This is a genomic window from Micromonospora inyonensis (assembly GCF_900091415.1).
GTDB lineage: Bacteria > Actinomycetota > Actinomycetes > Mycobacteriales > Micromonosporaceae > Micromonospora > Micromonospora inyonensis.
In genome coordinates, this window is record NZ_FMHU01000002.1 from 1,736,614 (window position 1) to 1,753,485 (window position 16,872).

Below are 16,872 nucleotides of genomic sequence, written 5' to 3' on the forward strand. Positions count from 1 at the left end.
GGTCAGGACCGGACGAAGCCGGCGAGCCGGCGCAGGCCCTCGTCGATCTCGGCCGGGCTCAGGTGACTGAAGGACAGCCGGATCTGCCGGCGTGGTCGCCCGTCGCCGTAGAAGTGGTGGATCGGGGTCCACAGCACCCCGTGTTCCCGCGCGGACCGTTCCAGGACGTCGTCACCGGCCTCGAAGGGCACGTTCAGCAGTAGGAAGAACCCGCCGTCCGGGGAGTTCCAGGTGACCTCCGGCTGGCTGCCGGCCGGGAAGTGGGCGGCGAGACCGTCGAGGAGCTGCCGGAGGTTGCGCTGATAGACGTCGATTTCCCGTTTGTTGGCGGCGCGCATGCTGAACCCGTTCTCCAGCAGCTTTCCGCCGATCACAGCCTGCCCGATCGGAGAGGTGTTGACCGTCAGCATGCTCTTGATCCGGGCGAGCTGGTCGGCCAGCGACTCGTGCCGTCCGTCCCGGTCGACCCGCTGGTCGGCGACGACGTACCCGACCCGGGCCCCGGGGAAGCCGGACTTGGCGAACGAGCCCACGTACACCACCCGGCGGGAGCGGTCCAGCGCCTTCAGCGTGGGCGGGTTCTCCCGCTCCGGGCCGAAGATGCCGTACGGGTTGTCCTCGATCAGGAGGATCCCGGAGTCCTCGGCGGCGCGCAGTAGTTCCTCGCGGGCCGCCCGGCTCAGGCTGTGGCCGGTGGGGTTGGCGAAGTCGGTGTTCAGGTACAGGGCCCGCGGGTGCAGTCCGTCGGTCCGCGCCCGGCGCAGCGTGTCGCCCAGGTCGGTCAGGTCCACGCCCCGGGGGCCGCCGCGCACCGGCAGAACCGGCATGTCCACCAGTTCCGCGGCACCGGTGAGCCCGACGTAACCGGGCTGTACCGCCAGGACCGCGTCTCCAGCCGTCCGGCGCAGGGCGCGCAGCACCAGGTAGAGCCCCTCCTGGGCGCCCACGGTGATCACGATGGAGTCCGGGTCGACCTCGATGCCCTCGTCGACGGAGAGGCTCTTCGCGACCATGTCGTGGATGAGGCCCTTGGTCCGGCCGTACTGGAGCAGGTCCTGGCACACCCGGCCCTCGTCCCGGTCGTACTCGCGCAGCAGGTGCTCGGTGTACGTGTCGAGGTACCGCCGGATCAGGTCGACGCTGAAGAAGCCCTCGTGCGGCCGGCCGGCGGCGAACGAGACGGCGTCGGGGAACCGCAGCGCGATCTCGTTGAGGAAGTTCATGGTGTCGGCCTGCGGTGAGCTCAGGAACGCGAAGAGCTCGCCGCCGCGCAGATCGACGTCGGCGGCCGGAGGGCTCATCGTCACCGCTCGTCGCCCGCCCGCATCGCCTCGACCAGGCTGCGGGGTCGCATGTCGACCCAGTTCGCCTCCACGTAGGCCAGGCACTCGCTACGGGGCGAGTCGGCCAGGCACACCGTCCACCCGGCGGGAACCTCCGCGAACGCCGGCCAGACGGAGTACTGACCCTCGTCGTTCACCAGAACCTTGAATGGGGCGTTCTCGTCGTCGAAGGGGTTCACCGGGAGCGCTCCTCGTGTCGTCCGACCCTTGTGCAGCCGCCTCCACGAGGCGCCGGGACAAGACTGACGGTCGCCACTCACCGGTCGCTTCCCGCATTCTTACCGTCACCGTCGCGCCCGGTTCCCACGTCCGTGGCGACGGTTCAGCGGTCGAACGACGCCCAGATGTGCTTGGCGGTGTCGGTGGCGTACCAGCCGACGTCGAGGGAGAGGGCGAGCGCGATCTGGAGGCCACGGCCGCCCGAGCCGATCGGCTGGAAGTCGGCCAGCTCCGGCACTGTGCTCAGGTCGTGGTCGGCCACGTCCAGGTAGAAGAGCCGCTCCGACGCCGAGAGGGTGACGATCGTCGGCGGCAGCCCGTGCCGTAGCGCGTTGGTCGCCAGTTCGGTGGCGACCAGCACCACCAGCTCCGGTACCTCGTCGAGACGTGCCCCGTCGACCAGGTCGTCACCGGTCAGCGTCTCGTGCAGCGAGGCCCGGAGGACACGCAGGTCCTCCGGGCGGCGCAGCATCCAACGCCGGAGCTCGACCGCCCGGGGCGGTGGTGGTGACGTCCGCAACGTAGCCATGCCCCAGGTCTACCCACGTCAGGCGTGGTCGAAGCGGATCACCGCCGGTCCGCTGCCCGAGGGGCGGCCCGCCCGGTGACGCGGGACGTGGTGCACGGCGGTCAGGCCGTCCACCACGTTCGCTCAGGCGTCCGCGCCCACCCTGCCGCCGGCTGGTTCGGTGGCAGGGTGGGCGCCGTTGGCCCCCGCCGGGCGGGGTGCCACCTGGGGGTACTCGCTGGTCGGGGCGCCGCCCGCAGCGGCTGCCATCACCGCCGCCGCGGCCAGGTCGGCGACCCGCTTCGCCTCGCGCTGTACCCGGGCCCGGACGTCCTTGGCGTGCCGTTCGGCGGACTCGGCCGCCCGCCGCACCTCGTCCAAGCGGGTCAGCTCACCGGCGAGTTCCTGGCGGGTCTCGGTGAGTCGCTGCTGGAGCTGGGCCACCTCCCGCTCCACCCCACCGGCCTCCTGGCGCGACTGCGCCAGGTGCTGCTGGGCGGCGTCCAGCTCGTTCTGGAGCTGGGCCACGGCCTGTCGCCGCTCGCGGATCTCCTGCTGCACGGCGGTGAGCTGCTGCTGGTGGACGGCGGCCTGCTCGTCGGCGTGCTGGCGCAACTTGGTCGAGTACTGCTGCGCCTCGGTGACCAGCGTGGCGATCTTCTGCTCGGCGGTGCTCCGCTGGCGGGTCAGCTCCTGCTCGGCCGCCGCGCGGTACTCGGTGAGTTCCTGCTCCGCGGCGGCGCGCCGTTCCTCGATCTCCCGTTCCACGCCGGCCTGCCACTGGGCCAGTTCCTGCTGGGTCTGTGCACGGGCCGCGTGCACCTCCTGCTGGATCTGCGCGCGGGCGGCCTCCAGCAGCGCCTCCGCCTCGGCCCGGGTCCGCTCGACCTGCTGCGCGGTCTGCTCGTTGATCCGCTGGGCCTCCTGCTGGGCGCGTTCGTGTGCGGCCTCGCCCTCCGCGCGCAGGCGTTGTGCCACGTCGCGGGTCTCGGTGAGTTCGGCCTGGGCGGCGGCCCGCAGCTCCTCGTGGGCCTTCTCCTGCTCGGCCCGCCGGGTGGACAGCTCCTCCTCAAGCTCGCGTAGCCGCTGGGTCGCCTGCTCCCGGGCCTCGGTGAGCACCCGCTCCGCCTCGGTCTCCAGCCCGGACACCCGCGCGGTGGCGGCCTCGGTGATCGCCGCGGCCTGCTTCTCCGCCAGGGCCAGGATCTGATCGACCATCGGGCCCAGGTCGCGGAAGGAGGCGCGGTCGACCTGCGCCGGCCGCTGGCGCAGCTCGCCCAGCTCCGTCTGGACCTGCTGGAGCTGCGCCGCCAGGGACTGGAGCTGACCGGAGGCCCGGTCCCGCGCGCCCGTCAGCGCCGTGATCTCGGCGTCGACCTGTTCGACGTACCGGTCCACCTGTCGTTTGTCGTAGCCACGCAGCGCGAGTTCGAAACTCGGTCGCGAGATCATGACATCGCGTAGTGCGAACGGCTCCTCGCCGTGGGACATGCGCCACCCTCCGTACGATCGCGGGCGTCACGCCGGTGGATGACCCACGGCATGACGCGGCGCAAGGCTACCGTCGGCCGGGTCAGGGGTCGTCACCGAGCCCCGTACCGGGTCGGGGACGTTCCGGCCGCCGGGTTCGACCGTCGGGTACCGGGTGTCGGGGCGGGCTTCCGGCCCGGCTCCTCAGCGATCCCGTGATGCTCCGATGTGGGCGGCCACGTCGGACGGAAGCGGGTACGGGCGTTCGTCGGGCAGCAGCGCCAGCGCCCCCGCGCGGTCTCGCTCGGTCAGCCGGGCGCGTACGGCGTGGGCGGTGGGCGTGACGTCGTGGACGGCCACGATCCAGTCGTCGACGTAGCGGTCGACGGCCTCACCGGAGAGACCGACCTGGATCGAGCGGTGCGGCAGCGGCCGAAGGTCGAGGTCGCGTTCCGGGTCCCACTGCACCCGCACGGGGCTGCGCCGCAGCCGGTGGGACCAGGCCGCGCGGTCGGCGTCCCGGTCGGGGTCGTGGTGGCTCAGGCAGGAGTTGGCCAGCGCCCACTCGAACCCGGTGCGGCTGATCTCGATCGCGAGCACGCACTCCTGGTCCGGCTTGGTTGCCCAGCCACAGCGGTACATCATCCAGAGGAACGACGGTTTCACCCAGGTCATCCGGTCGCGCTTGAACGGTGCGACGAACCGGCCGTGGCGCAGCGCCGGTGCGGCGACCGCCGGGGCGTACGCCTGGTAGACGGTGATCGTCTCGGCACCGTACCCGGCCCGGATCTCGCGGAGCGGACGTTCCATGGCGCCGATCATCACCGACCGGTCCGGTCCGGGCGACCGGTTTACCGGGTGCGCGTCCGGCCGCCCCTTCGCCACCGGCCCCCACGTCGGCTCACCGGGCGCCTGCCGGGGACCGCCGGCGGTCGCGGGTGTCCGGGCCGGCCTCCTGCTCCTGCGGGTGGCGGGCAGCGTGGCGGGGGGAGGCATCGCTGCTCACCTCGGTCGGTGCCAGCGGCCGATCGCAGTCGGCGCAGAGGACGGTCGCCTGGACCGGTCCGCCGCAGCCCTCGTGTTCGACGAGCCGGGCCGGCTTCTGCGGGCCGGCGAGGTGCCGGTCGCCCCACTGCGTCACGGCCAGCACCACCGGGACCAGTTCCCGGCCCCGGTCGGTGAGGTGGTACTCGTGCCGCACCGGCCGGTCCTGATAGGGCACCCGGTCGAGCACACCGGCTCCGACCAGGGTGTTGAGCCGGTCGGTCAGGATGTTGCGGGAGATGCCGAGGCTGCGGAGGAAGCCGTCGAAGCGGGTCACGCCCAGCAGCGCGTTCCGGACGATGAGCAGCGTCCACCGTTCACCGATGACGTCGAGGGCGCGGGCGAGCGAGCATGCCTGGACCGAACTGAGGCGGTACTGCATCCGCCCGTTCTAGGCACTACAACGTTGGAAATCGATACTCATCGAAGCTTCGGTGTCTCCGGCCGTCCCCGGGTGGACCCGCCAGCGGGCTGGTCGCCCGTTCCGTGGGGCCGGTCCGGGTGCCGGCACCGGTTCCCGGCCGGTGTCGACCCGCTGTGCGGGTCGGCGCCGGCCGGGAGGGGGGTCACCGCCGGTCGGGCGGGATCGTCAGTTCACGAACACCGTTCCGCCCGGGCCGGTGACCGTCGCCCCGTCGGACGCGAAGCACGCCCACTGAGGCCGGTCGGTCCCTCGGTCAGATTCCGAAGGACCGGCCGACCCGCAGGCCGTGTGCCGCGAGACCGCCGGCGGCGCGGCGCAGCCGGTCGGGCAGGTCGGGAGCGGCCGGGTCGAAGAGCAGCCCGGCCACGTTGCCGCTGTGCGCGACCTGGACACCGGTCGCGCCGGCCCGTCCCGCCACCCGCTCCAGGACGTCCAGTTCCGGTTTGGGCAGCAGGGGCTGGTTGCGTCGGGCGCTCTCACTGCTGACCCGGGCCAACAGCCCGACGTCGGCGGTGACGATCGCCTGCCGCAGCGCGGCCCGTAGCTCCTCGTACGCCGGTACCGCCCGCACGGACGGCGCGGGCAGGGCGAGCGTGTCCACCGGGCGCCCCGCGCCGGTGGTGCAGGAGAGGACGACGACGCTGGGCAGCGGGCCGCCGAAGTCCTCCAGCACGCGGGCTTCCCGGGAGGCGAACAGGGCCGCGTTGGTCCCCAGCATCAGCGGGTCGGACGCCTGCTCGGCCCGGACCGCGATCCGGGCCACCGTCTCCGGGGGCAGCCGGACGCCGAAGCTCGCCGCGACCGCGCGCGCCGTGGCGATGACGTCGCTGGTGGAGGAGCCCATTCCGATTCCGACCGGAACCCGGCCGTGCAGCGCCAGCCGCCCACCGCAGGGTTGCTCCCCGGTCCGGCGCGCGCACTCGGCCACCGCCAGGGCGGCGGCGCGCCGGGCCTTCTCCCGGTCGGCGGGGCGGACCGTCAGGTGGCCGGCGGGGCTCTCCAGGTGGCGGACGAAGGTGGCGGTGGTGCCCGTACCGGGAACGGGAAGGGTGACCAGGCCCCGGCACGGGCGTCCGGCGGAGTCCAGGAAGATGCCCTGGAGGATCTCGCCGTGGTGGCACGGGGCGTGCCCGACCCCGACCGGCCCGTCGCCTCCCACCGGCCCCGGAGCGGGGTCCGACCGGTCGGCCCGGGTCCGGGCGGCGACGTCGCGGGGCCCGGCCACCACCCCGGGCGGACGGTCGACGGGCTGGTCGAGGAGGGCGTCCGGCTGCGGCGCGGACGTGCGGCTGCCCTGGCCGAGCGTGGGCGGGGTGCGGGTCACGTCGTCGAGTCTGACCCCTGCCGGGATCGGCGGCCGGTCCGCCGTCCGGGCTCGGCAGCCAACCTGCCTGTGTTGTGCCGTGACCAGGGCGAAGTCCGACTTGCCGCAATAGGCCGTTTGGCTGGTTACTTCGTCCCGTAAGGCGGCTAACGTGCGATTCGTGGCGAAGAAACCATCAGCTCCCCCCATGGTGTTGGTCGATGCGGTTCGCGCGGTCGGGTCCGCCCTGAACGGCACGTCGCGGCGGCTCGCGCCACCGCCCGCGAGCCTGCTCGACGCCGCGTCCGGCTTCTGGCGTACGCACGCGCTCGGCGCGGTCGCCCGGCTGGGGGTGGCCGACCAGCTCGCCGACGGTCCCCGGGACGTGGCGACGCTCGCCGCCGCCACGGCCGCCGACGAGGACAGCCTCTTCCGGGTGCTGCGGGCGCTGGCCGCCGACGGCATCTTCCGCCGGACCGGGCCCCGCACCTTCGCCCTGAACGCGCTCGCCGAACCGCTGCGCAGCGACCATCCGCGCTCGGTCCGGCACACGTTGATCCAGATCAGCTCCGGCTGGAACCAGCGAATCTGGTCCGACCTGACCGCCACGGTCACCGAGGGGCGCCCGGCGTTCCCCCGACAGTACGGCGGGTTCCTCTGGGACTACTTCGCCGAGCACCCCGAGGAGGGGGAGCACTTCCATCGCTCGATGCGTGAGCTGAGCCGGCTCGACATGCCGCAGATCCTGGCCGCGCACGACTTCGGCCGGTACGAGCGGATCGCCGACGTCGGCGGTGGCTCGGGGCAGCTGCTGGCCGGGATCCTGGCCGCGCACCCGCACCTGCGCGGGGTGCTCTACGACCTGCCGGCCGCCACCGCCGACGCGCCGGCCGTGCTCGGGGCCGCCGGAGTCGCCGAACGGGTGGAGCTGGTCAACGGCAGCTTCTACGATCACGTGCCGCCCGGCTGTGACGCGTACCTGATGCGCAACATCGTGCACGGGCTCACCGACGAACAGGCCCGCCCGGTCCTCGACCGGCTGCGGCCGGCGTTCACCCCACGCACCCGGCTGCTGGTGCTGGACTGCCTGGTGCCGGAGGGATCGGGCGGCAACCATCCCGGCTTCCTCGACCTGCAGATGATGGTCGGCAGCGGCGGACGGGAGCGTAGCGCGGCGGAGATGGCGGCGCTGTTCGCCGCGAACGGGTTCCACCTGGTCGAGGTGCGGCGCACCCCCGGGCCGACCGCGATCTTCGTGGGCCGCCTCGCCTGACCCGGCCCCCATGCCAGGGGAACCGGCTACCGCATCCCCTGACCGGTGCGCCGGATCAGGCGGACGGTCGGCCGAGCAGGTCGCGGACCCGGGCGGCCAGGGCGACCGACGCGTCGATCTCCAGCTTCCGGTTCGACACGCTCTCTACGTTGAACCCGAACGGCATCCCGAGCCGCCGGCAGAAGGTGACCAGCTCGCGGGCGGTGGCCAGGCACTGCTCGTATGACTCGGCGAGGGGGTCGTCGGCGTGCCGCAGCGCGTTCTCCAGCCAGCGCGGGACGCGGACGCCGAGCCACTGGAGGAACGCGAGGGTCCTGAGCGAGCCGCAGACCGAGAGGGTGAAGACCACCGGTCGTGGGGTGACCCCCCGGTCCCGGCAGGCGTAGTGGTAGTCCGACACCATGCTCTTGGACGCGTCGACGTCGTAGATCACCTGCGAGACGAAGAACCCGCAGCCCCGTTCCTGTTTGGTCAGCATCCGCAGGTGCTCGTCCAGCCCACGGGTGTGCCGTTCCGGGATGGCGACGCCGCCGACGGCCAGGTCGGGCCGGGTCTCCCGGCGCAGGGCGTGGGCCCGGGGCAGGGTGGTGTGCACCTGCTTGCTGCCGGAGGAGGCGCCCACGAAGACGCCGCCCACCCGGTCGGTGTCCACCGCGCGCAGCCAGTCGCGCAGCTCCGGCTCCGGGTACTTGCCGACGCAGCGGTAGACGATCGCCGGGCGTCGCCAGCCGGCCAGGTGCGCGGCGTGGAAGACGGCCGGATCCATCGTCGGCAGGTACGGGAAGGGCCGCTCGTCCGGATTGCGGTCGCTCTCGTCGTCGATGTCGTAGAGCACCAGCGCGTCCACGTCCAGCGGGTCGAGTCGGGCCAGGGTCAACCGGGCGATCTCCCGGGCCTGCTCGTTGGTGGCGCTGGCCCGCGGTGGGGTGATCCCGAACAGCAGCAGACCGCGCGTCGCCCCGGCGAGCACGTGCCGCAGCGAGGGACCCGTGCCGGGTGAGCTGGTCGGGGTGGCCGGACCGTCCACAGGGGAGAACGGTGGGGGGACCGACATGCGTACCAGGGTAGTCGGGCCCCGGGGCCGGGACATCCGTCCCTGGCGTCGGTCCGCCTGCCGGGACGCGGACCCGGCGCACCGCCGGCCGGCGCCGACCGGCGGGGACCGGTCGGTCAGAATGCCGGCATGGATCAGCGGGCCCTGGTGCGGTTGAGCAAACGGATGTCCCTGGCGTTGCGGCACCGGCCCGGCCAGTTCGGCCTCACCCTCGACCGGGGCGGGTGGGCGCCGGTCGAGGACCTGCTGACGGGGCTCGGGATCGACCGGGCGGCGCTGGAGGCGGTGGTCGCCGGCAACGACAAGCAGCGGTTCGCCGTCGAACGGGGCGACGACGGCGTGGAGCGGATCCGGGCCAGCCAGGGGCACTCGATCCCGGTCGACCTGGGGCTGAACCCGGCCGTTCCCCCCGACCGGCTCTACCACGGCACGAGCCGGGACGTCTTGGACTCCATCCTGGACACCGGCCTGCGCCGGGGGGCCCGGCACCACGTGCACCTCTCGGCGGACGTGCCGACCGCCCGCCGGGTCGGCTCCCGCCGGGGTGTCGAGGTAGTGGTCCTCACCGTGGACGCCGCCGGGATGCACCGCGACGGGCACGTGTTCTACCGCAGCGCCAACGGGGTGTGGCTGACCGACGCCGTTCCGCCCGCCTACCTGACCGGGCCGTGACCGCTGACGGCTGCCAGGGCCCGGTCAGGTAGGCGCATGCCCGGACGGCTCGGCCGGGCGGAGGTCCGGCTCAGCCCGTTTCGACCCGAGCAGGTGACAGCAGCAGCGCGTCCAGCGGCTGCCGGACCCGCGGTGCCTCCTCCCGGGCGGCCAGCGGGGCGGGCAGCCGGGCCGCCGCGTCCGCACGGCCGACGGCGAGCACCACCACCGGCTGGAGGTCCCCGTCGAGTCCGAAGGCGGCCCGGGCGGCGGTGGCGTCGAAACCGCCCATCTGGTGGGTGGCTAGACCGTGCGCCTGGGCCTGGATGACCAGGTGGGCGACGGCCTGACCGGTGTCGTAGAGGGCGAATGGCCGTGGCCCTCCCGTGTCGTCCACCGTCCGCGCCGCCACCAGGAGCAGGGCGCTGGCCGCGTCGGCCCACACCTGGTTGCCGGGGTTGAGCGTCGCGTGCAGCCGGGTGAAGGCGTCCTCGCCCCGCCGGGTGACCAGGAAGCGCCAGGGTTGGCTGTTGTTGGCCGACGGCGCCCAGCGGGCCGCCTCCAGCAGCGGGCGCAGCACCGCGTCGTCGAGGTGGTGCGTGGGGTCGAAGCTGCGGGGGCTCCACCGCTCGGCGAGCAGCGGGTGCAACGGTGCCAGGGTGTCGGCGAACTTGGCGTACGTCATGGTGCGTTTCCTCGCGGGTGGGGATCCGGTCCGGGTCAGCCGGCGATGGTGGCGTGCATCTCCCAGACCAGGATCTCGGCGGGTTCGGTGGCGGTGACCCGGTGGCCGCCGCCGGCCGTGAACCGGACGGCGTCGCCGGTGCCCAGCGGGCCGGAGCCCTCCAGTTCCACCGCGCCCCGGGCCACGAACAGGTGCAGGAAGGGCGCGTCCGGCAGTGGCACGCTGCGGCCGGGTTCGAGCCGGGCCGCGTGCAGGGCGGCGTACCGGTTACGGATCCGGATGGCGGCCTCCCCGTCGTGCCGGTCCATCCCGGACGCGACCGGGACCAGACCGCCGCCGAGCAGCTCGTCGTCGATCTCGAGCTGTTCGTAGCCGGGGGTCAGACCGGTCTCGTCGGGCACCACCCACATCTGGACGAAGTGCACCGGCTCGGCGTGCCGCTCGCCCTCGATGCGCCAGGAGTCGTTCTTCTCCGAGTGCAGGATGCCGCGACCGGCGGTCATCCGCTGGGCCAGCCCCGGGTAGATGACCCCGGAGTGGCCGGTCGAGTCCTGGTGGACCAGGGAACCCCGCAGCACCCAGGTGACGATCTCCATGTCCCGGTGCGGGTGGGTCTCGAAGCCGGTGCCGGGCGTGACGATGTCGTCGTTGTTGACCAAGAGCAGCCCGTGGTGGGTGTTGGCCGCGTCGCGGTGCCGCCCGAACGAGAACGAGTGCTTCGAGTCGAGCCAGCCGATGTCGGTGACGAACCGCTCGTCGGCCCGGCGGATGTCGACGCGGGGGGTCAGCAGGGTGCTCACGGGAGGTCCTCTCCACGGGAAGGCGGTCGGTGGGGAAGTGGGGGCGCACCGTCGGCGCGGCGCGCCCCACGGGTCAGGACTGCTTGATCGCGGAGACCTCGAACTCGAGGACGATCTTGTCGCTGACCAGGACGCCGCCGGTCTCCAGGGCGGCGTTCCAGGTGACCCCGTAGTCGCGACGGTTGATGGTCACCGCGCCCTCGAAGCCGACCCGCAGGTTGCCGAACGGGTCGGTGGCCGAGCCCTCGTAGGTGAAGGGGATGGTCACCGGGTGGGTGACGCCCCGGACGGTGAGGTCACCGGTCAGGTCGAAGGTGTCCGCGCCGGTCTGCCGGAACGCGGTGGAGACGAAGGTGATCTCCGGGTGGGTCTCCATGGCGAGGAAGTCGTTGCTGCGCAGGTGCTCGTCGCGCTGCGCGTTGCGGGTGTCGATGCTGGTCGCCCTGATGGTGACGGTCACCGCGGTCGCGCTCGGGTCGTCGCCGTCGAAGACCACCCGGCCCTCGAAGTCGTTGAACGCCCCCCGGACCTTGGTCACCATCGCGTGGCGAGCGACGAAGCCGATCCGGCTGTGGCTCGGGTCGAGCGTGTAGACGCCGGTGAGCTGGGCGAGTTCGGCGGTCGGTGCGGTCATGACGTCCTCCAGGCGGGTCCGATGATGTGTCATTTACGTCTGCCTCAACCTACATGACCCGTCATCCATTCCCTACATGATGTGTCATCGATCACTGGTAGGGTGGAGTCATGACCCGATGGCTCGACGACGACGAACAGCGCGCCTGGCGGGCCTACCTCCAGATGCAGAACCGGCTCACCGCCCGACTGGGGCGGCAGTTGCAGCAGGACTCCGGCCTGTCCCTCGCCGACTACGAGGTCCTCGTGGCGCTCACCGAGGCGGACGGGGGGCGACTGCGCCCCTTCGCGCTCCAGGAGCAACTGGAGTGGGAGCAGAGCCGCCTGTCCCACCACCTCAGCCGGATGCAGCGCCGGGGCCTGGTCGACCGCGAGGGCTGCCCGGGCGACCGCCGCGGGGCCTTCGTGGTGCTCACCCCCGCCGGACGGGAGGCCATCGAGGGTGCCGCCCCGGGGCACGTGGCGGCCGTCCGGGAGTTCTTCCTCGACCAGCTCGACCGGGACGGGGTGGCCACTCTGGAACGTCTCGCCACCCGGGTGCTGCGCCGGCTGGACGCCGACGAGCAGGACTGACCCGCCGGACCGGCCCGGATGCCGGGCGGTGGGGGAGCCATGCCGGTCGGACCGCCCTGCGGGCGGGACCGCCGGCGCAGCACGCCGCGCTAACGACTCCGCCACGTTCCGAGCGTTCTGAGCCATGCTCGGCCAGGCCATCGACCCCCGTAAGCAGATCCACGTCGTGCTCGACAACGGCTCGTCCCGCGTCGCCAGAGCCACCCGCGCCTGGCTGGCCGCCCATCCCCGGTGGCACGTGGTCCGGACCCCCGTCCACGCCTCCTGGCTCGACCGGACCGAGCTGTCTTCTCCGCGTCGACCCACCGGGTCATCCGGCAGGGCGACTTCACCTCACGCGCCGACCTCATCGACAGGATCGCGACCCGCGTGATCAACAAGAACACCACCGCCAAGCCCTACCGCTGGACCTACGACGGCACCCCACTCGAGGCCGCATAACCCCCCGAAGAACCAACGCGGTGCTGCACAGGGCCCAGGGAAGAATCTGTTGACAGGTCCGGGTATTGCGCCTACGTTACGGACGTCACCAGATGCGCACAGAGTGGCTGACTGCTCCTTGGCTCGTTCGCGCACCCGGCACCTGCGATGGAGGAACATCTATGAAGGCGCCTCTTCGTTCGCTCAGCTTTAGCGTTGCTTCCGCTGTTGCTGTGGCACTGCTGTCGGCGTGCGGCGCCGGCAGCTCGACGCCCCCCGAGGGCATCGCTACGGCGGAGTTCTCCTGCGATGCCCCAGGGAGTGTTACGTCGACAACAACGGTGTCCGTGGCCGCGCTGCCGTTTGCGACAACGGGCGCGCTCTACATGGGGATCGATAACGGTACGTTCAAGAAGTACGGACTCGACCTGAAGGTCCAGCCCGTCGCTGACCTTGCTGCCGCGCTGGCATCTGTGCAGGGAGGGACGAGCGACTTCGCATTCGCATCGACGATCTCGCTCCTCACCGCACGTGCGAACGGGGCGTCGTTCAAGATGGTTGCGCCGTTCGCCGGCATCGCCCCCGGCTACTACGACAGGATGAAGGCGGGCGAGCCGGGATGGACGACTGAGGTCTCGTCGCTGGTGACCAAGAAGGGCAGCGGGTTGGACCGCCCCCGCGATCTCGCCGGTCACACCGTCGCAGTCATCGATGTCAAGGGCCAGTCGGAGTTGTCGACTCGTACCGTGATCGACAACGACGGCGGCGACTCGCGCAGCGTGAAGCTCTTGAACATGCCCCTTGCGGACGGGCTGAACGCATTCCTTGCCGGCAAGGTCGATGCCATCTACACCTCCGACCCGTTCACCAGCAAGGCTCTCGCCGGCGGCGGACAGATCATCTCGTGGGTCGGGGTCGAGGCACTGCACCAGGGCATCAACTCCTCGATGGTCGCGTCGGAGTCGTACATCGCCAAGAACCGGGAAACCGTTGCGCGCTTCAACTGTGCCATGCGCGAGGCGAACGTCAACGCCAACGCGGACCACGACGGCGTGCGGCGGGCCATCGCGAAGGCGCAGAACGTTCCCTTCAGCACTTTCGAGCACGCGAATATCGCCTACTTCTACAAGTGCGCCAACACGGAATATCTCGAAAACTTCCGGGACCTGATGCTCAAGTACAAGCTGCTCGCCAAGAAGGTCGACGTGAAGGACCTCCTCATCCCGGAAGATTACTGCACGGAACCGGACCTGAGCAGCTATCGTCCGAACTCCTGAGGCGGTGCAGCAGATGTTCCCCATCAGGTCGAAATCGAGAGCCGGGCTGCGTCCGACCAGGCTCCGACCCCTCTTGCTCGGTGCGTGTGGGATTGGGCTTTGGCTGCTGGTCTGGCAGTACTTCGTGACTGTCGGTCCGCTTCGCGACACAGCGGGCCTCGCCACAGCCTCGGAGACGATCCGAACCGCGGGAGAGCTGGCGACCGACGGCAGCTTCTGGCAGGTCGTCGGTGAGAACCTCGTCATGGCGGCTTCAGGGACGCTGATCGCCCTGCTGGTCGGTGCGGTGCTCGGCCTCACCATGGGTCTCAAGCCGTCCTTGTCGGCCGCCCTCGACCCTGTGGTGCAGGTTCTGAAGCCGATCCCGCCGGTCGTGATCTTGCCGCTCGCACTTCTGGCTCTCGGCCCGACCCGCAATCTGGGTGTCCTCCTGGCCACGATCGCAGCACTGTGGCCGATTCTCATCCAGGTGCAGGCAGGAGCTCGCGATGTCGATCCCGTCGCACTCGACACCGCGCGCGCGCTTCGCCTGAGCGCGGCGAGGACCCAGCTGTCGGTGGTGCTGCCGAGTGTCGTTCCCTATCTCTTGTCCGGTCTGCGCATCGGGTCGGCCACGGCTCTGATGATGTCCGTGGGGGTCGGGTTGTTGGCTGGTGCTCCCGGTCTGGGCAATCTCATCCTGCTCGCACAGCAGAGTGGTCAAGGCGCGACGGTATTCGCCGGGACGGTCTGGGCCGGCGTGCTGGGGCTGTTGCTCACCCTGGTGCTGGCCGTGACGCAGCGCGTCATCACCCATGACAACTGGGGACGAGGGACACAGTCGTGAAACTGCCTTCGCGTGCGATTCTCGGCCTTGTCATCCCCTGCCTCGTGTTCTACCTGTACGTCAGATTCACGTCGAACTCGCCGAGCCCCTACTTTCCGCCACCCGGCAGGATATGGGAGAGTTTCCAGGACACGTGGTTGTTCGCACACTTCGCGACGGATGTCGTGCCCAGCCTCAGGAACCTCGTGATCGGCTTTTCCGTGGCCGCCGTCACGGGGGTGACGCTCGGACTGGTCCTTGGTCGCGTGATCTGGCTCCAGAATCTCTTCATGCCGCTAGTGCACTTCTTCCGGTCCGTCCCGCCGATCATGGTCATCCCACCCCTGGTGCTCATCATCGGTACGGGCGACGCCTCCAAGGTCGCCATCATCTTCGTGGGCTCGCTGTTCCCGATCCTGATCGCCTCTCTGGACGGCGTCCGCAGCATCGACCCCGTGCTCACCGAGGTCTCGCGGGGACTGAGAATCGGCCGCTTCAGGGCGGTCGCGCAGATCTACGGTCCGGCGGCGGGCCCGGCGGTATTCGGCGGCCTTGAGACGGGTCTGCAGATCTCAATCGTGTTGATGGTGGCCAGTGAAATGGTTGCCGCAACACACGGCATCGGCTACCTGACCATGCAGGCGCAGGCGACATTCGACGCTGCCGGTGTGTGGTCGGGCATGGTGCTGCTGTCCGTCATCGGATTCCTGATCGCCGCGCTCTTCAAGGCCGCGCGGTCACGCATGTTGGCCTGGCACATCGGAATGAGTCGTGTTGCGCGCGACAGATAGGTGTTGGAGATGACGATGACCGTTCAGGACACGACTCACCGCTTGCGCGTCGACGGCGTGAGCAAGTCGTACGGCGGCGGACCGGAACGCGTCAACGTGCTGGCGGACATTTCTGTCGACATCGTCGACGGAGAATTCGTTTGCATCGTGGGGCCGTCCGGTGCCGGGAAGACGACTCTCCTGAGATGTCTCACCGGGCTCATGCCTCCGACCGCAGGCTCCATCTCCCTCGACGGCGAACGGCTCCGCGGACCTGACGCGCGCATTTCGATCGTTTTTCAGGATTACACCCGGTCCTTGTTCCCATGGATGACGGTCTCGCGAAACGTCGAGCTGCCTCTGCAGGCGAGAGGGGTGAAGCGTCACGTCAGACGGCAGCAGGTCACTCGCGTACTCAATGACGTCGGGCTCGCAGGGACCGAGACGAAGTACCCCTGGCAGCTTTCCGGCGGTATGCAGCAGCGGGTGGCGATCGCTCGAGCGCTCGTCACCGGTCCCGAAGTGCTCGTGATGGACGAACCCTTCGCATCGGTCGATGCGCAGACGCGCCTAGAGCTGGAGGATCTCACGCTCGCGCTCAAGCGAGACCAGGGCGTCACGGTCGTGGTGGTGACCCACGACATCGACGAGGCGGTCTACATGTCGGATCGGATCGTCGTCCTGTCAAAGAATCCAGCGACCGTCCAGGAGATCGTGTCGACCCACTTCGGTCCTGAGCGAGACCAGTTCAGCACGAGGGAGGATCCGAGGTTCGGCGAGCTCCGATCGCACGTTCTCGGCCTCATCAGAACTGCCCAGCTCGAAGCGCTCGAAAGGCTTTCTCAATGATCAGCAGAAGCAACTCGGTAGACAGGCTCCTCGCGGGCGAAATCACGATGGGTACCTTCGTCGGCATCAGCAGCCCGGCGACGGTCGAGATCCTCGCGCGTCGTGGGTTCGATCCGGTGTGTATCGACTCGGAGCACACCGCGCTCGGCCCTGAGCTCATCGAGAACATGATCAGGGCCGCCGACTCGTTCGGTGTGGCTGCACTCGTGCGGGTGCCGGGCGTCGGGCCGGAGATCGGGCGCGCATTGGATTCGGGGGCTCTCGGCGTGGTCGTTCCCCGTGTCGAGACACCTGAGCAGGCCCAAGCCTGTGTGGACATGGTGCGGTATCCGCCCCAGGGCCAGCGCGGGGCAGGTCCTGGTCGGAGCACTGCTTTCGGCAAGGATCTCGTTGCCTCGGTCAGAGAGTCGAACTCGTCCGTCGCGTTGATCCTCCAGGTGGAAACGGAGCTCGGCCTGCAGAACGCCTACGAGATCGCGGCTGTCGACGGTGTCGACATGATCTTCGTCGGGCCCGGCGACCTCGCGGTCTCCATGGGTGTCGGCATGGGATCGGAGAAGCACACGGCGGCGGTGGCCGGGATTCTTGCCGAGGTCAAGCGCGCAGGGAAGCTGAGCGGGATCTTCTCCCTGACCGGAGGTGACCTGCCGCACTGGCGGGAGCTCGGGGCGACGTTCTTCCTGCTGAGCGGCGACGTCTCCTTCCTGGGGGAGCAAGCAGAGGCAGAACGAACGCGCGTCCTCGAGCTTCTCGGCGAATGACTGTCCCTGG

Annotated in this window: 20 protein-coding genes; 9 read left to right on the plus strand and 11 right to left on the minus strand. The window is 70.6% G+C overall.

All coding sequences use genetic code 11. The features are described from left to right. Positions 1 to 2 precede the first annotated feature (2 nt). The 7 genes from GA0074694_RS22140 to GA0074694_RS22170 all read right to left on the minus strand — a co-directional run bounded on the left by GA0074694_RS22140 (position 3) and on the right by GA0074694_RS22170 (position 6,332). Positions 3 to 1,301, minus strand: coding sequence for an aminotransferase-like domain-containing protein (locus tag GA0074694_RS22140; protein ID WP_091461422.1), 1,299 nt, complete (start codon positions 1,299 to 1,301; stop codon positions 3 to 5). Positions 1,302 to 1,303: 2 nt separating this feature from the next. Continuing rightward, positions 1,304 to 1,522, minus strand: a complete 219-nt coding sequence (locus GA0074694_RS22145) for an MbtH family protein (RefSeq protein ID WP_091461424.1) — start codon at positions 1,520 to 1,522, stop codon at positions 1,304 to 1,306. 143 nt (positions 1,523 to 1,665) lie between these two features. Next, entirely contained in the window at positions 1,666 to 2,091 is a 426-nt protein-coding gene (locus GA0074694_RS22150; protein ID WP_091461427.1) for an ATP-binding protein, read from the minus strand. A gap of 123 nt (positions 2,092 to 2,214) precedes the next feature. Continuing rightward, on the minus strand, positions 2,215 to 3,561 hold the full coding sequence (locus GA0074694_RS22155; RefSeq protein ID WP_091461429.1) for a coiled-coil domain-containing protein: 1,347 nt from the start codon (positions 3,559 to 3,561) through the stop codon (positions 2,215 to 2,217). A 183-nt stretch (positions 3,562 to 3,744) separates the two neighbouring features. Continuing rightward, complete coding sequence (locus GA0074694_RS22160; protein WP_091463650.1) at positions 3,745 to 4,350, minus strand: DUF4291 domain-containing protein; 606 nt, start codon at positions 4,348 to 4,350, stop codon at positions 3,745 to 3,747. A gap of 91 nt (positions 4,351 to 4,441) precedes the next feature. Then, positions 4,442 to 4,966, minus strand: coding sequence for a winged helix-turn-helix transcriptional regulator (locus GA0074694_RS22165; RefSeq protein WP_091461432.1), 525 nt, complete (start codon positions 4,964 to 4,966; stop codon positions 4,442 to 4,444). A 295-nt stretch (positions 4,967 to 5,261) separates the two neighbouring features. Then, positions 5,262 to 6,332: a GHMP family kinase ATP-binding protein gene (locus GA0074694_RS22170; protein ID WP_218105775.1), complete on the minus strand. Its 1,071-nt coding sequence runs from the start codon at positions 6,330 to 6,332 to the stop codon at positions 5,262 to 5,264. A 187-nt stretch (positions 6,333 to 6,519) separates the two neighbouring features. Between GA0074694_RS22170 and GA0074694_RS22175 the strand changes: the two genes are divergently transcribed. Next, the gene (locus tag GA0074694_RS22175) at positions 6,520 to 7,584 is read left to right on the plus strand and encodes a methyltransferase (protein WP_091461437.1); all 1,065 of its coding nucleotides are present in this window, start codon (positions 6,520 to 6,522) and stop codon (positions 7,582 to 7,584) included. 55 nt (positions 7,585 to 7,639) lie between these two features. On the opposite strand, the gene GA0074694_RS22180 is transcribed toward GA0074694_RS22175, so the two are convergent. Then, positions 7,640 to 8,638, minus strand: coding sequence for a methylenetetrahydrofolate reductase (locus tag GA0074694_RS22180; RefSeq protein ID WP_141714243.1), 999 nt, complete (start codon positions 8,636 to 8,638; stop codon positions 7,640 to 7,642). Between the two features lie 129 nt (positions 8,639 to 8,767). Here GA0074694_RS22180 and GA0074694_RS22185 point away from each other — a divergent pair, with 129 nt between their 5' ends. Then, complete coding sequence (locus tag GA0074694_RS22185) at positions 8,768 to 9,310, plus strand: RNA 2'-phosphotransferase (protein ID WP_091461439.1); 543 nt, start codon at positions 8,768 to 8,770, stop codon at positions 9,308 to 9,310. A gap of 70 nt (positions 9,311 to 9,380) precedes the next feature. On the opposite strand, the gene GA0074694_RS22190 is transcribed toward GA0074694_RS22185, so the two are convergent. The 3 genes from GA0074694_RS22190 to GA0074694_RS22200 form a co-directional block, all read right to left on the minus strand. After that, positions 9,381 to 9,974: a nitroreductase family protein gene (locus GA0074694_RS22190; RefSeq protein ID WP_091461442.1), complete on the minus strand. Its 594-nt coding sequence runs from the start codon at positions 9,972 to 9,974 to the stop codon at positions 9,381 to 9,383. Positions 9,975 to 10,009: 35 nt separating this feature from the next. Continuing rightward, positions 10,010 to 10,774: a pirin family protein gene (locus GA0074694_RS22195; RefSeq protein WP_091461445.1), complete on the minus strand. Its 765-nt coding sequence runs from the start codon at positions 10,772 to 10,774 to the stop codon at positions 10,010 to 10,012. A 73-nt stretch (positions 10,775 to 10,847) separates the two neighbouring features. Then, positions 10,848 to 11,408, minus strand: a complete 561-nt coding sequence (locus GA0074694_RS22200; protein WP_091463656.1) for a YceI family protein — start codon at positions 11,406 to 11,408, stop codon at positions 10,848 to 10,850. A 110-nt stretch (positions 11,409 to 11,518) separates the two neighbouring features. On the opposite strand from GA0074694_RS22200, the gene GA0074694_RS22205 reads away from it, so the two are divergent. The 7 genes from GA0074694_RS22205 to GA0074694_RS22235 all read left to right on the plus strand — a co-directional run bounded on the left by GA0074694_RS22205 (position 11,519) and on the right by GA0074694_RS22235 (position 16,862). Continuing rightward, on the plus strand, positions 11,519 to 11,980 hold the full coding sequence (locus GA0074694_RS22205) for a MarR family winged helix-turn-helix transcriptional regulator (RefSeq protein WP_091461447.1): 462 nt from the start codon (positions 11,519 to 11,521) through the stop codon (positions 11,978 to 11,980). A gap of 231 nt (positions 11,981 to 12,211) precedes the next feature. After that, entirely contained in the window at positions 12,212 to 12,421 is a 210-nt protein-coding gene (locus GA0074694_RS22210; RefSeq protein ID WP_091461449.1) for a hypothetical protein, read from the plus strand. A gap of 212 nt (positions 12,422 to 12,633) precedes the next feature. Continuing rightward, entirely contained in the window at positions 12,634 to 13,677 is a 1,044-nt protein-coding gene (locus GA0074694_RS22215) for an ABC transporter substrate-binding protein (RefSeq protein WP_176738072.1), read from the plus strand. Between the two features lie 124 nt (positions 13,678 to 13,801). Next, the gene (locus tag GA0074694_RS22220) at positions 13,802 to 14,503 is read left to right on the plus strand and encodes an ABC transporter permease (protein ID WP_176738073.1); all 702 of its coding nucleotides are present in this window, start codon (positions 13,802 to 13,804) and stop codon (positions 14,501 to 14,503) included. Beyond that, positions 14,500 to 15,273: an ABC transporter permease gene (locus GA0074694_RS22225; RefSeq protein ID WP_176738074.1), complete on the plus strand. Its 774-nt coding sequence runs from the start codon at positions 14,500 to 14,502 to the stop codon at positions 15,271 to 15,273. Before GA0074694_RS22220 ends, GA0074694_RS22225 begins: the two co-directional genes overlap by 4 nt. 9 nt (positions 15,274 to 15,282) lie before the next feature. After that, entirely contained in the window at positions 15,283 to 16,101 is an 819-nt protein-coding gene (locus GA0074694_RS22230; RefSeq protein ID WP_091463661.1) for an ABC transporter ATP-binding protein, read from the plus strand. After that, complete coding sequence (locus GA0074694_RS22235; RefSeq protein ID WP_091461458.1) at positions 16,098 to 16,862, plus strand: HpcH/HpaI aldolase family protein; 765 nt, start codon at positions 16,098 to 16,100, stop codon at positions 16,860 to 16,862. The genes GA0074694_RS22230 and GA0074694_RS22235 overlap by 4 nt, the downstream gene beginning before the upstream one ends. Positions 16,863 to 16,872: the final 10 nt, after the last annotated feature.

Coding starts and splice junctions, on each gene's coding strand:
- GA0074694_RS22230 (WP_091463661.1), top strand. CDS start 15,283: ATGACGATGACCGTTCAGGACACGACTCACCGCTTGCGCGTCGACGGC.
- GA0074694_RS22205 (WP_091461447.1), top strand. CDS start 11,519: ATGACCCGATGGCTCGACGACGACGAACAGCGCGCCTGGCGGGCCTAC.
- GA0074694_RS22200 (WP_091463656.1), bottom strand. CDS start 11,408: ATGACCGCACCGACCGCCGAACTCGCCCAGCTCACCGGCGTCTACACG.
- GA0074694_RS22235 (WP_091461458.1), top strand. CDS start 16,098: ATGATCAGCAGAAGCAACTCGGTAGACAGGCTCCTCGCGGGCGAAATC.
- GA0074694_RS22185 (WP_091461439.1), top strand. CDS start 8,768: ATGGATCAGCGGGCCCTGGTGCGGTTGAGCAAACGGATGTCCCTGGCG.
- GA0074694_RS22190 (WP_091461442.1), bottom strand. CDS start 9,974: ATGACGTACGCCAAGTTCGCCGACACCCTGGCACCGTTGCACCCGCTG.
- GA0074694_RS22155 (WP_091461429.1), bottom strand. CDS start 3,561: ATGTCCCACGGCGAGGAGCCGTTCGCACTACGCGATGTCATGATCTCG.
- GA0074694_RS22175 (WP_091461437.1), top strand. CDS start 6,520: ATGGTGTTGGTCGATGCGGTTCGCGCGGTCGGGTCCGCCCTGAACGGC.
- GA0074694_RS22160 (WP_091463650.1), bottom strand. CDS start 4,350: ATGGAACGTCCGCTCCGCGAGATCCGGGCCGGGTACGGTGCCGAGACG.
- GA0074694_RS22140 (WP_091461422.1), bottom strand. CDS start 1,301: ATGAGCCCTCCGGCCGCCGACGTCGATCTGCGCGGCGGCGAGCTCTTC.
- GA0074694_RS22150 (WP_091461427.1), bottom strand. CDS start 2,091: ATGGCTACGTTGCGGACGTCACCACCACCGCCCCGGGCGGTCGAGCTC.
- GA0074694_RS22180 (WP_141714243.1), bottom strand. CDS start 8,638: ATGTCGGTCCCCCCACCGTTCTCCCCTGTGGACGGTCCGGCCACCCCG.
- GA0074694_RS22165 (WP_091461432.1), bottom strand. CDS start 4,966: ATGCAGTACCGCCTCAGTTCGGTCCAGGCATGCTCGCTCGCCCGCGCC.